10 protein-coding genes are annotated in these 13,224 nt (G+C 71.4%); 5 read left to right on the top strand and 5 right to left on the bottom strand.

Translation table 11 applies throughout. The features are described 5' to 3' along the window. Nucleotides 1-123 precede the first annotated feature (123 nt). Entirely contained in the window at nucleotides 124-996 is an 873-nt protein-coding gene (locus tag K7I03_RS09875) for an NAD(P)-dependent oxidoreductase (RefSeq protein WP_185941126.1), read from the top strand. Between the two features lie 862 nt (nucleotides 997-1,858). Here the strand turns inward: K7I03_RS09875 and K7I03_RS09880 are convergent. Further along, the gene (locus K7I03_RS09880; RefSeq protein WP_004950879.1) at nucleotides 1,859-2,884 is read right to left on the bottom strand and encodes an ATP-dependent 6-phosphofructokinase; all 1,026 of its coding nucleotides are present in this window, start codon (nucleotides 2,882-2,884) and stop codon (nucleotides 1,859-1,861) included. A 286-nt stretch (nucleotides 2,885-3,170) separates the two neighbouring features. Here K7I03_RS09880 and pta point away from each other — a divergent pair, with 286 nt between their 5' ends. From pta to pyk, 3 genes are all read left to right on the top strand, one after another. Further along, nucleotides 3,171-5,267 (top strand): phosphate acetyltransferase, encoded by a 2,097-nt coding sequence (gene pta / locus K7I03_RS09885; RefSeq protein ID WP_185941125.1) that lies wholly within the window; start codon nucleotides 3,171-3,173, stop codon nucleotides 5,265-5,267. 44 nt (nucleotides 5,268-5,311) lie between these two features. Continuing rightward, nucleotides 5,312-6,541 carry an acetate kinase gene (locus K7I03_RS09890; protein ID WP_185941124.1) on the top strand — a complete coding sequence of 410 codons (1,230 nt, stop codon included), beginning with the start codon at nucleotides 5,312-5,314 and terminating at the stop codon, nucleotides 6,539-6,541. 95 nt (nucleotides 6,542-6,636) lie between these two features. Further along, nucleotides 6,637-8,061, top strand: coding sequence for a pyruvate kinase (pyk, locus tag K7I03_RS09895; protein WP_185941123.1), 1,425 nt, complete (start codon nucleotides 6,637-6,639; stop codon nucleotides 8,059-8,061). 78 nt (nucleotides 8,062-8,139) lie between these two features. On the opposite strand, the gene K7I03_RS09900 is transcribed toward pyk, so the two are convergent. The 4 genes from K7I03_RS09900 to K7I03_RS09915 all read right to left on the bottom strand — a co-directional run bounded on the left by K7I03_RS09900 (nucleotide 8,140) and on the right by K7I03_RS09915 (nucleotide 12,326). Continuing rightward, nucleotides 8,140-9,516 carry a hydrogenase expression protein HypF gene (locus K7I03_RS09900; protein WP_185941122.1) on the bottom strand — a complete coding sequence of 459 codons (1,377 nt, stop codon included), beginning with the start codon at nucleotides 9,514-9,516 and terminating at the stop codon, nucleotides 8,140-8,142. A gap of 12 nt (nucleotides 9,517-9,528) precedes the next feature. Continuing rightward, on the bottom strand, nucleotides 9,529-10,008 hold the full coding sequence (locus K7I03_RS09905) for a DUF6114 domain-containing protein (protein ID WP_185941121.1): 480 nt from the start codon (nucleotides 10,006-10,008) through the stop codon (nucleotides 9,529-9,531). Between the two features lie 137 nt (nucleotides 10,009-10,145). Beyond that, nucleotides 10,146-10,784, bottom strand: coding sequence for a DUF6230 family protein (locus tag K7I03_RS09910; RefSeq protein ID WP_185941120.1), 639 nt, complete (start codon nucleotides 10,782-10,784; stop codon nucleotides 10,146-10,148). A 579-nt stretch (nucleotides 10,785-11,363) separates the two neighbouring features. Then, nucleotides 11,364-12,326, bottom strand: coding sequence for a tetratricopeptide repeat protein (locus tag K7I03_RS09915; protein WP_185941119.1), 963 nt, complete (start codon nucleotides 12,324-12,326; stop codon nucleotides 11,364-11,366). A gap of 207 nt (nucleotides 12,327-12,533) precedes the next feature. Between K7I03_RS09915 and K7I03_RS09920 the strand changes: the two genes are divergently transcribed. After that, nucleotides 12,534-13,187, top strand: a complete 654-nt coding sequence (locus K7I03_RS09920; protein ID WP_185941118.1) for a TetR/AcrR family transcriptional regulator — start codon at nucleotides 12,534-12,536, stop codon at nucleotides 13,185-13,187. The last annotated feature ends 37 nt before the right edge of the window (nucleotides 13,188-13,224 follow it).

The following is a 13,224-nucleotide window of genomic DNA, read 5'->3' on the forward strand; positions in this document are numbered from 1 at the left end:
CACCTCCGGGTAAGTACCCACCCTATTGTGCGTACTTGAGCGGGACCGCCGCCTGGACGAGGGTGAAGGGGCGCGCGCAGCCGAGAACCCTTCCCACCTCGCCCCTTCAGGAGCAGACCCGCCATGAGCAACACCCCCGTCACCCTCCTCGGCCTCGGCGCCATGGGCAAAGCACTGGCCACCGCCTTCCTCACCAACGGCCACCCGACCACCGTCTGGAACCGCACCCCGGAGAAGGCCGACCCGCTCGTCGCCCTCGGCGCCGTCCGCGCCGACGACGTCGTCGCGGCGGTGAGCGCGAGCGAGCTGGTGATCGCCTGCATCTGGGACTACGCGTCCGTGGAGGAGACGCTGAAGCCGGCGGCCGCCGCCCTGAAGGGCCGGACGCTCGTCAACCTCACCAACGGCACACCCGGGCAGGCGCGGCGGATGGCCGCCTGGGCGGACGAGCACGGCATCACCTACGTCGACGGCGGCATCATGGCCATCCCGCCGGGCATCGGCACGGAGCAGGCGTTCCTCGTCTACAGCGGCGCCCGGGAGGCGTTCGACGCGTACCTCCCGGTCCTGGAACGGCTCGGCGCGGCCCGCTTCGTCGGCACCGACCCGGGGCTGGCGGCGCTGTACGACATCGCGCTGCTGTCCGGGATGTACGGCCAGTTCATGGGCGTGATGCAGGCCCTGGCGATGACGTCCGCGGCCGGCGTCCCGGCGGATGAGTTCACGCCGCTGCTCACCGCCTGGCTGGAGGCGATGGCGACGAGCATCCCGCGCTTCGCCGAGCAGATCGCGTCGGGCGACCACTCCCAGCACGTCGTCTCCAACCTCGCGATGCAGACCGCCGGTTACGGCAACCTCCTCGCCGCCTCCGAGGAGCAGGGGGTGCGCCCGGTCTTCCACACGGCGCTCCAGGAGCTGATGGTGCGGCGGACGGCGGAGGGGTACGGCGCGGACGACCTGACGAGCATCGTCGAGCTGATGAAGATCGAGAAGTAGCGCTCGCGCAGGGGAGGTTGCGAAGAAGCGGCGTGCGGCGCCCGGTGAACTCCGGGCGCCGCACGCCGCTTTCACACTCCCCCGCAACGGGCGTTCCGCGCGCGGCCGTTGCGATAGCGTACGGACCAGCGCTGCATAAGCGCCCCCCTTCACGAGGGACCCACGCACGTCGGGGTCCTCGTCCGGGAGGTCCTTCACGGGCTTCCACGGGCGGGGAGTCCGAACCCGGGCCCCCTCCGGAGCGGTCACCGGTCCTCTGGCCGCAACCGTCGAAGGGGGGCGCCATGGGGCGTCACCGCAAGAAGCCTCTGCACGAGCGGATCGCGGCAGTGATCCGGGAGTTCTGGAGGTGGCTCAACGAACGGTGACCGCCAGTCCTCCCAGCTACTGAGGACTGACGGTCAGGATGCCGTCCGTTGAGGGCGGTGCTGGCTCTCGCCCCGGAGACCGCCGGGGCGAGGGCCTCTTTTTGGTTGTGCCGCGACGACGCGGTGAGCGCCGCCTCGGTGACCGCCAGTCCTCCGAGGAACTGAGGACTGACGGTCAGGATGCCGTCCGTTGAGGGCGGTGTCGGCTCTCGTCCCGGGTGGCCGCCCAGGGGCGAGGGCCTCTTTTTGGTTGTGGTTACACCGTTGAAGGGGGGCACCTCGCTCAGGCGATCAGCCCGGGCGAAGCCATGGGGCGTCCCCAGCCCCGAGGATTCCGAAGACTCCCCAGGGCCACCAGCACTCTAGCGCCCCCGCGGCACACCGTAAACGCCACCGAGTCAAGTGCCGTACCCGCCAACCCCCGTACGGGGGAGGCGGAAAGCCGCGAACCGGAGCCGTCCGGACGAGCCGTCCGCCCGCGAACCCTCAGCCGGTCAGAAAACCGACTCCGCCTCGTCCATCCGGTCCTCCGGCACCCGCTTCAGCTCGGTGATCGCGTCCGCCAGCGGCACCATCGTGATGTCGGTACCGCGCAGCGCCGTCATCTTGCCGAAGTCGCCGCGGTGCGCGGCCTCGACCGCGTGCCAGCCGAAGCGGGTGGCGAGGACGCGGTCGTACGCCGTCGGGGTGCCGCCGCGCTGGACGTGGCCGAGGATGACCGGGCGGGCCTCCTTGCCGAGGCGGCGCTCCAGCTCGCCGGCGAGCTTGGTGCCGATGCCGGCGAACCGCTCGTGGCCGAACTGGTCTATGGCGCCCTTCTTGTAGTCCATCGTCCCGTCGGCCGGGTGCGCGCCCTCGGCGACGCAGATGACGGCGAACTTCTTGCCGCGGGCGAACCGCTCCTCCACCATCTTCACCAGGTCGGCGGGGTCGAAGGCCCGCTCGGGGAGGCAGATGCCGTGGGCGCCGCCGGCCATGCCGGACTCCAGGGCGATCCAGCCGGCGTGCCGGCCCATGACCTCGACGACCATCACGCGCTGGTGGGACTCGGCGGTGGTCTTCAGCCGGTCGATGGCCTCGGTGGCGACGCCGACGGCCGTGTCGAAACCGAAGGTGCGGTCGGTGGAGGAGATGTCGTTGTCGATCGTCTTGGGGACGCCGACGACCGGGAGACCGGCGTCCGACAGCATCCGGGCCGCGGTGAGAGTGCCTTCGCCGCCGATGGGAATGAGCACGTCGATGCCGTGCTCACGGGAGAAGTCCTTGGCGTTCTCGCACGCCTCGCGCAGCCGGGCGCGCTCCAGCCGGGCCGAGCCCAGGATGGTGCCGCCGCGGGCCAGGATGCCGCTCACGGCGTCGAGGTCGAGCTTGCGGAACCGGCCGTCGAGCAGGCCCTTGAAGCCGTCCTCGAAGCCGATGACCTCGTCACCGTGCTCCGTGATGGCACGGTGCACCACCGAGCGGATGACGGCGTTCAGGCCGGGGCAGTCGCCGCCCGCGGTGAGGACTCCGATGCGCATCGTGCTGTGTCTCCTGCTGGTTCTGGTGGTCGCTAGTGGGACCTGTGAGCCGGACCCGATTGTTCCACGGGCCCGCCGGACCCGCCGCGCTCGTACGGGCGGCCGTCAACGCACATTAACCAACACACTGACGATCTTCCGCCGAGCCCCTCGCCTTCCGCCTGACGAGCGCCTTATCCAGGGTCGCAGGTATTGTCAAGAGGGCAAGACCACCCTAACGGGTAATTTCACAAGCCGAACAAACGCCACTCGAACAGCACACGGCCATGGAGCAAGGAGAGCACGCGTGACGCGCAGCGTGTACGTGACCGGGACCGACCGCGGCGACGGACGCCAGGTCATCGAGCTGGGAGTCATGGAGCTCCTCACCCGCCAGGTGGACCGGGTGGGGGTGTTCCGCCCGCTGGTGCACGGCGACGGGCCGGACCGTCTCTTCGACCTCCTGCGCACCCGCTACCGGCTGGAACAGTCACCCGAAAGCGTGTACGGCCTCAGCTACGCCGAGGCCGCCGCCCTCCAGGCCGAGAAGGGCACGGACGAACTGGTCTCCCGGCTCGTCGAGCGCTTCCACGCCGTCTCCCGGGAGTACGAGAACGTCCTCGTCCTCGGCACCGACTTCATCGGCAGCAACCTGCCGGACGAGCTGGCGCTCAACGCCCGGCTGGCCAACGAGTTCGGCGCCTCGGTGATCACCGTCGTGGGCGGCGGCGGCCAGACCGCCGAGGCCGTCCGCGCCGAGGCGCGCAACGCCTGCCGCGCCTACGAGGCGCTGGGCTGCGACGTCGTCGCCCTCGTCGTCAACCGGGTGGCCCCGGCCGACCGCGAGGCCATCGCCGAGGGCCTGTCGGCGAGCCTGCCGGTGCCCTGCTACGCGCTCCCCGAGGACGCCTCGCTCTCCGCGCCGACCGTGGCGCAGATCGTCCGCAAGCTGGGGGCCGAGGTGCTGCTCGGCGACGACGCCGGGCTCAACCGGGACGCCAAGGACTTCGTCTTCGGCGGCGCCATGCTGCCCGTCTTCCTCCCGGCCCTGACCGACGGCTGCCTGGTGGTCACCCCCGGCGACCGCGTCGACCTGATCGTCGGCGCCCTCGCCGCGCACAGCGCCGGCGCCCCCTCGATAGCCGGCGTGCTCCTCACCCTGGACGAGCGGCCGGGTCCGGACATCCTGGCGCTGGCCGGCCGGCTCGCCCCCGGCACCCCGGTGATCTCCGTGCCCGGCGGCTCCTTCCCGACGGCGGCCGAGCTGTTCGCCGTCGAGGGCAAGCTGGACGGCTCGTCGCCGCGCAAGGCGGAGACCGCCCTTGGCCTGTTCGAGCGGCACGTCAACACCGCCGAGCTCACCGAGCGCATCGCCGTCGCCCGCTCCGGCCGCGTCACCCCGATGATGTTCGAGCACGAGCTGATCGAGCGCTCCCGCTCCGCCCGCCGCCGCGTCGTCCTCCCCGAGGGCACCGAGGAGCGCGTGCTGCGCGCCGCCGACGTGCTGCTGCGCCGCGACGTCTGCGACCTCACCCTGCTGGGTGAGGAGGACGTCATCCGCAAGCGCGCCGCCGAGCTGGGCATCGACCTGGGCGAGGCGCAGCTCATCGACCCGCAGAAGTCGCCGCTGCGCGAGCGCTTCGCCGAGATCTACGCGGCGGCCCGCGCCCACAAGGGCATGACGGTGGAGCTGGCCCACGACGTCGTCGCCGACGTGTCGTACTTCGGCACGCTGATGGTGCAGGAGGGGCTGGCCGACGGCATGGTCTCCGGCGCGGTGCACTCCACCGCCGCCACCATCCGGCCCGCCTTCGAGATCATCAAGACCGCGCCGGGCGCGCAGATCGTCTCGTCGGTCTTCTTCATGTGCCTGGCCGACCGGGTCCTCGTCTACGGCGACTGCGCCGTCAACCCGGACCCGAACGCCGAGCAGCTCGCGGACATCGCCATCCAGTCCGCCGCGACCGCGACCCAGTTCGGCGTGGAGCCGCGGATCGCCATGCTGTCGTACTCCACCGGCACCTCCGGCTCCGGCGCGGACGTGGACAAGGTGCGCCGGGCGACCGAGCTCGTCCGCGAGCGCCGTCCCGACCTGCTGGTCGAGGGCCCGATCCAGTACGACGCGGCCGTGGACGCCGCCGTCGCGGCCACCAAGCTGCCGGGCTCCGAGGTGGCCGGCAAGGCGACCGTCCTCGTCTTCCCCGACCTGAACACGGGCAACAACACCTACAAGGCCGTGCAGCGCTCGGCCCACGCGGTCGCGGTCGGCCCGGTGCTGCAGGGTCTGCGCAAGCCGGTCAACGACCTGTCCCGCGGTGCCCTCGTCCAGGACATCGTCAACACCGTCGCCATCACGGCCATCCAGGCCCAGGGCGACCAGCGCGGCGACCGCGTCGAGCCGTGATCCCCGCCCCGCCCTCCGCCGTTCCCCCCACCACGGAAAGCCCCATGACTGCCAACGCCCAGGCCACCTCCCGCGCGACCCGCGTCCTCGTCCTCAACTCCGGCTCGTCCTCGCTGAAGTACCAGCTCCTGGACATGGCCGACGGCTCCCGGCTCGCCGTCGGGCTCGTCGAGCGCATCGGCGAGGACTCCTCGCGGCTGGCCCACACCCCGCTGGCGACCGGCGGCACCAAGCGCGAGATCACCGAGCGGATCGCCGACCACACCGCCGCGCTCCAGGCCGTCGCCGCCGAGCTGGCGGCGGACGGGCTCGGCCTGGACTCCCCCGAGCTGGCCGCGATCGGCCACCGCGTGGTGCACGGCGGCAACCAGTTCACCGAGCCGACGCTGATCACCGACGAGGTGCTGGCGGAGATCGAACGGCTGATCCCGGTCGCCCCGCTGCACAACCCGGCCAACATCACCGGCATCCGCACCGCCCAGGCGCTCCGCCCGGACCTGCCGCAGGTCGCGGTGTTCGACACGGCGTTCCACACGACGATGCCGGAGCACGCCGCGCGCTACGCGATCGACGTGGCCACGGCGGACGCGCACCGGGTGCGCCGCTACGGCTTCCACGGCACCTCGCACGCGTACGTCTCGCGGGAGACGGCGAAGCTGCTGGGCAAGGACCCGTCCGAGGTCAACGTGATCGTCCTGCACCTGGGCAACGGCGCCTCGGCGTCCGCCGTCCAGGGGGGCCGCTGCGTGGACACCTCCATGGGCCTGACGCCGCTGGAGGGCCTGGTCATGGGCACCCGTTCCGGTGACGTCGACCCGGCGGTCATCTTCCACCTGGCCCGCAACGCCGGGATGTCCGTCGACGAGATCGACTCGCTCCTCAACAAGAAGAGCGGTCTGATCGGACTGTGCGGCGACAACGACATGCGCGAGATCCGCCGGCGGATCGACGAGGGCGACGAGGCGGCGCGGCTCGCGTTCGACATCTACGTGCACCGGCTGAAGAAGTACATCGGCGCCTACTACGCGGTGCTGGGCAAGGTCGACGCGATCGCCTTCACGGCGGGTGTGGGCGAGAACGCGGCGCCCGTGCGGGAGGCCGCCGTGGCCGGTCTGGAGGAGCTGGGCCTGGCCGTGGACGCGGAGCTCAACGCGCAGCGCGGGGACTCGGCGCGGCTGATCTCCCCTGACTACGCGCGGGTCGCCGTCGCGGTCGTCCCGACCGACGAGGAGCTGGAGATCGCCACCCAGGCATACGCCCTGGTCAGCGCCTGATCCCCGCGGAGCCGGGGGTTCCGCCCCCGGCTCGCCCCTGTTCCTTCCCACAGCTCGAATATTCCGCTCCGAAACAAACCGATAGGATCTGCCCCATGCGCCGTTCCAAAATCGTCTGCACCCTGGGCCCCGCCGTCGACTCCTTCGAGCAGCTGAAGACGCTGATCGAGGCCGGTATGAACGTGGCCCGCTTCAACATGAGCCACGGCAGCCACTCGGAGCACGAGGAGCGGTACCACCGCCTCCGCAAGGCCGCCGAGGAGACCGGCCGCGCGGTCGGCGTCCTGGCCGACCTCCAGGGCCCGAAGATCCGCCTGGAGACCTTCGCGGACGGCCCGGTGGAGCTGGTGCGCGGTGACGAGTTCGTCATCACGACGGAGGACGTCGCCGGCGACAGGACGATCTGCGGCACCACCTACAAGGGCCTGCCGGGCGACGTCGCCAAGGGCGACCAGATCCTGATCAACGACGGCAACGTCGAGCTGCGCGTGACGGAGGTCGACGGCCCGCGGGTCAAGACGATCGTCATCGAGGGCGGTGTCATCTCCGACCACAAGGGCATCAACCTGCCCGGCGCGGCCGTCAACGTCCCGGCGCTGTCCGAGAAGGACATCGAGGACCTGAAGTTCGCGCTCGCGATGGGCTGCGACATGGTCGCCCTGTCCTTCGTCCGCGACGCCAAGGACGTCCTGGACGTGCACCAGGTCATGGACGAGGTCGGCCGTCGCGTCCCGGTGATCGCCAAGGTCGAGAAGCCGCAGGCCGTCGAGAACATGCAGGAGGTCGTCATGGCCTTCGACGGTGTGATGGTGGCCCGTGGCGACCTCGCGGTGGAGTACCCGCTGGAGCGCGTCCCAATGGTGCAGAAGCGCCTCATCGAGATGTGCCGCCGCAACGCCAAGCCGGTGATCGTCGCGACCCAGATGATGGAGTCGATGATCACCAACTCCCGTCCGACCCGCGCCGAGGCGTCCGACGTCGCCAACGCCATCCTGGACGGCGCGGACGCGGTCATGCTGTCGGCCGAGTCCTCGGTCGGCGCCTACCCGATCGAGACCGTCAAGACGATGTCCCGCATCGTCGAGGCGGCCGAGCAGGAGCTCCTCTCCAAGGGCCTCCAGCCGCTCGTCCCGGGCAAGAAGCCGCGCACCCAGGGCGGTTCGGTGGCCCGCGCGGCTGCCGAGATCGCCGACTTCCTGGGCGGCAAGGCCCTCGTCGCCTTCACCAAGTCCGGCGACACCGCCCGCCGCCTGTCCCGCTACCGCGCGGCCCAGCCGATCCTGGCCTTCACCACGGACGCGGCCACCCGTAACCAGCTCGCCCTGAGCTGGGGCGTCGAGACGTACGTCGTCCCGCACGTCGACAACACCGACGCCATGGTCGACCTCGTCGACGCCGAGCTCCTCAAGCTCAAGCGCTACAACGAGGGCGACACCATGATCATCACCGCCGGCTCCCCGCCCGGCGTCCCGGGCACGACCAACATGGTCCGCGTCCACCACCTGGGCCGCGAGAACTGACCCTCGCGCCCGAAACGGCTGTGGCCGCCGCCCCCTCCCGGGGGGCCGGCGGCCACAGCCGTTTCGGGCGCGACGCCGCTACGGGTACACCCCGTCCGTGACGTAGACGCGCATGTTCGGGATGGTGAGGGTGCCGCCGAACTGGCCCGCCTGGCGGATCTTCACGTCGGTGAAGAAGATCGGGATGGGGAGCTTGAGGCCCGGGATGAGCGGGGGCGGGTGTTCGGCGGTGTAGTCGGCGGCGAAGATCGGGAGGGTGCTGCCGAGGAGCTTGCCCTTCAGCTGCTCGGTGTACATGGTGACCCGGCCGCCGTTGACGGTGGAGGTCTTGCCCGGGCCCGACTGGTGGTAGATCCGCTTCCGGTCGTTGACCAGGGCGTGCAGGTCGTCGATCGCCAGCTTGTCGGCGGTGAACTTGAGGACGGACTTCTTCTGCCCGCCCGCCGTGACGATCTCCTTGACCCCCTCGTAGGTGAGGCCGGTCAGGGTGAGCCTGTTCGCCTCCAGGTACCAGGGGTTGTCGGCGAAGGCGGCCTGCCCGTTGTCCGCCTGCCGTTTGGTGAGCGGGCAGGGGCGCGGCGTCTTCGCGGCCGACGTGCCGGGCGAAGGGGTGCTCGACGGTGACGAGCCGGGGGTCGTGGTGGGCGTCGGCGTGGAGGCGGGGTCCGGGGTGCCGTCCTTCGGGTCGGCGGAGGGGTCGGTGGTCGGACGCGTCGCCTTCTTGCCCGCCGCCTCCTCCGTCTTCTTCCCAGCGCCGTCCGGGGTCTTCCCGGGCTTGGGCGTCGCCGAAGTGGCGGGAGGGGTCGGGGTGGTGCCTGTTGCGCCCGGTGACGGGGTGGTCGTCGGGGCCGGGGTGGGGGACGTCGTCGAACCGGGCGTCGGCGTCGGAAGCTTCGAGGGCAGGTCCGGTACGGGCGGCACCGGCAGCTTGCCCTCGCCCGGTACGGCCGGGTCCGGCGTCGGGTCGGCGGTGGGGGTGGGAGCGGGCTTCCGCTTCCCGTGCGCGTCCGGGCCGTCCTTCCCCTCGCCGTCGGGGGCCTTCGTCGCCTTGTCCTTGTCCCCGTCCTCGTCCTTGTCCTTCTTCTTGCCCTTGCCCTTGTCCTTCTCCTTGCCGGCGTCCTCGTCGGCGTCCCCGCCCGCGCTCGTGCCCGGGCTCGGCGTGGTCGTGGGCGAACCCGCCGTGGGTGAACCGGGCGTCGGTACGTCGGGCGTGGGCGTCCCGTCCGGCGTGGTCACGCAGAAGGCGTCGCCGAACGGACTGGGCGCCCCCGGCTTGGCCGTGGCCAGCTGGGGCGTGAAGCCCATGCCCATGAGCACCGCCGTGGGCATGGCCGCCAGTGCGACGGCCTTCCCCGCGGGCATGTGCAGGCGCGCCAGCAGGGGTTTCCTGGGCGCGGCGTGGCGCGGACCGGCTCTCGGGCAGTCGCGGTCGCGCGCGTCGTCGTCAGTCGCCACGGTGGCTCCTGTTCATTCCTTCACCAGCGACGGACCGGACGGGATCGGGAGGTCCGGCGGCTCCTCCTCCGAGGCATCCGTGGCCTCCGGCAGCGGCTGCGCCGGGGCCCAGGAGACGGCGAGCGCGCCGCCCAGCATCGCCGGGATGATCCCGAGCAGGAACGCGCCGAAGTTGGAGACGACGAGCGAGACGATCCCGAGCAGGATGGCCGCGATCCCCGAGAAGACCCGGGAGTGCCGCTGGAACCACATGGTCAGCCCGAGGACGATGAGCAGGATCCCGATGATCAGTGACCCGGCGCCCGCCGTGGTGGACAGCCGGATGCTGAGCTCGCCGAACTTCAGGGTCTGGTACGGGATGTACATGATCGGCACACCGGCGAGCATGGTCCACAGACCGGCCCAGAACGGGCGCTCACCCCGCCAGGTCCGGAACCTGCGGCGCAGGCCGCTCTTGTCGGCCGGCTGTGGTGGCGTCGTGTCGGCGCTCATGATGTACAGCTCCTCGGAACTGGCGGTTTGGTGCTGTGCGAGCCCTGCCGGGCTCTCGTTCCGCTACCCCGCGGCGGAGTGCGCGCGGCGCGGGCACGGGAGCCGGTGCGGTTCCCGTCCCCGGCCGTACCGGCGTGTTACTCGCCGACCTTGCACTTCTGTGCGCCCATGCCGACGCTCATGTGGAGGCCGGGCAGGGTGAACGAACCGGCCGACGTGGCCCACGCCTGCTGCTCCACGTCGTCGAACTCGACCGACTCGGCCTGCTGGGCGAAGGAGCCCGGCACCGACTTGGTCTTGTCGCCGGGGTTCTTGCCCGGTCCCTGGGTCATGTGGTCCGACGAGACGCCGATGTCGATCTTGTTGAACTGGGCGTTCCCGACCTTCATCTCATTGGCGTCGAGGTAGAGCTGCTTCGCCACGACCTTCGTGTCCCCGCCGCCCGCCTTCAGCTTGAGGCCCACCGCTCCGAACGGCGTCGGAACGTTGACCGCCTGGCAGAGGTTGGTGATGTCGGCCCGGTTCATGCCGACGACCGCGACCGCCTTGTGGTCCTTGGCGTTCGGGTCCGTGTCCTCCATAGCGCCGTACTGGCCGAAGCCCTCGCCGTGGATGTGCTTGGCCGTGATCTGGAACTGCTGACCGGAAACCTGGAACGACGCCGCCAGCGCGCCCTGCGCGATGGCCATCGTGACCGCCGCCGCCGCGCCCACACTCGGGACCATGACGACCGCGAACCGCTTCCATCTGGTCCCACCGCGTGCCTGGGACTTCATGACTTGCCTCCTTCTCGGACGTACACCCCGAGCGGGCCGACGACTTCTGGCCCGGGGTGGGAGACGTGCTACGTCCTCGGGAAGCGGAGCGCCGTCGCGTGCGGTGGCGTCCAACGCCAAGCCGCGACCGAAACACCGGCGATCACCCCCGAGCGACAACCACGTGGCCACGCGTGCGCGCAACCTCCGGGACAGGCCCCGTCGTTGGCGGCGGGGACCCCCCTGTCCCACGGCCGGCGGGCAGGCCGCCGGTCGCCCCGGTGGGGACCCAGCTCCCGGGCGCCGGCCGGATGCCGTGCCGCGGTGCTGGACCGGGTTGCGCCGATCGTGGTCGATTCCGGGGCGGGGCACAAGAGGTTCATTACTTGCGAGTAACGCCCGGGCGTCCCCGAGGAGTCAGGGCCGCGACGGGCGGGCACGCGGCGTGAGCGGCAGCATGCCGGAAACGTGGCGGCATAACGGGAAAAACCCGGGCGGAAGCCCGGGTTTCCCTTACCTCAAGTAACTACGGTCGCCTTTATAAAGATTTGATATACCGCGACCGGTGTTTCGTCTGTGACGAGCGTGTGAACGGGACGGTCAGAACAGCGCCCGCGACAGCGCCGTCCGCGCCGCCGTCACCCGCGGGTCGTCCGGGCCGATGACCTCGAACAGCTCCAGCAGCCGGACGCGTGCCGCGTCGCGGTCCTCGCCGGCCGTCCGCCGGATGACGTCGATCAGCCGCCCGAACGCGTCCTCGACGTGCCCGCCGACCAGGTCGAGGTCGGCCGCCGCCGCCTGCGCGTGGACGTCGCCCGGCGCGTCGGCCGCGGCCTTGCGCACCTGCTGGGGGTCCGCGCCCTGGACCCGCCGCAGCAGCTCCGCCTGGGCCAGGCCCAGCTTGGCCTCGACGTTGAGCGGGTCGTCGGACAGCACGTTCTTGTACGCCTGGACGGCACCGCCCAGGTCCCCCTTGTCGAGGGCGTCGTGGGCCGCTCCCAGCGCCGCGTCGTGCGGCCCGGCCGGACGCGCCGGCACCTCCGCCTCACCGGCACCCGGCGCCGCGGGCACGCCGACGATCCCGAACTGCTGCTCCGCGACCTGGACGAGCTGGTCCAGCACCTGGCGGATCTGCGCCTCGGGCGCCGCGCCCTGGAACAGCGGCAGCGCCTGCCCGGCCACCACCGCGAAGACCGCCGGGATGGACTGGACCCCGAACTGCTGGAACAGCCGCTGGTTGGCCTCGACATCGACCTTGGCCAGCACGAACCGGCCCGCGTACTCCCCGGCCAGCCGCTCCAGGACCGGGCCGAGCTGCTTGCAGGGCTCGCACCAGTCGGCCCAGAAATCGATGACGACCGGCACCTCGGCCGACCGCTGAAGCACCTCGTGCTCGAACGACGCCTCGTCGACGTCGAGGACCAGACGCACCGCGCCCGCGGGCGCACCGCCCTGGCGCGCCGCCTCGGCCCGCGCCTGCTCCGCCTTCTGCTTGGCTTCCCCGGCCGCCTTCACCGCGGCGAGGTCGACCACTCCACTCATGGACATGTTCCGTGGCTGCATGGGCCTATCCTCCCCCCTCCGCACGGCGATCGGAAAAGTACGCAGCGGTACACAGCGAATTCGACGCCGGGTCCCCACCTGGCGTCCGTGGTTGTCGCTCACTCTTTCGCTACGACTCGTAGCGTAACTGGAACCCCCTCGGCACGGCAGGGCGCCTTCCGTGATCTGCCTCATACCCGCGCGGCTACCCGGCGGTAAGGTCGCCGTATGACGTCCGCCCCGCAGCCCCCCGCACACCGTGCGAGCGGCCGCACGGGCCGCCCCCGCAGCGCCGAGGCCGACCGCGCGATCCTCGACGCGACGCGCGCCGCGCTGGTCGAACTGGGGTGGGGCAAGCTGACGATGGGCGACGTCGCCGCCCGCGCGGGGGTCGCCAAGACGACCTTGTACCGGCGCTGGGCCGGCAAGAACGCGCTCGTCGTCGATGCCGTGGCCGACCTCTTCGACGAGCACCTCGAACTGCCCGACCGGGGTAGTTTGCAGGCCGATATCGAGGGGGTCGTGCTTCGGTTCGCGGCGCTTCTCGATCGGCCGGAGACGAAGACGGCCCTGATGGCCGTTGTCGCGGAGTCGACCCGGGACGAGGTGCTGCGTGAGCGCATCCGCTCCGCGATCGTCGAACGCCAGAAGGGCCTGGTCCTGCTGGGCCGTGCCCGCGCCCAGGCTCGCGGGGAACTTCCCCGCGAGGACGAGCCGGCCGTCGCCGCCCGGACCGCGGATCTCATCTTCGATGTGATCGCGGGGGCGGTCGTCCATCGGACGCTCGTCAGTGCGGAGCCGGTGGACGCGGAGTGGGCGCGGGGGTTCACGGCGTTGCTCATCGGGGGGTTGGCGGGGGCCGGGGCGGCTTCGCCGCGGTAGGGGTGCCCCGGTCCCTCCCCCAAAGGGGGCACCCCCA

This window comes from Streptomyces mobaraensis (genome assembly GCF_020099395.1).
Lineage (GTDB): Bacteria > Actinomycetota > Actinomycetes > Streptomycetales > Streptomycetaceae > Streptomyces.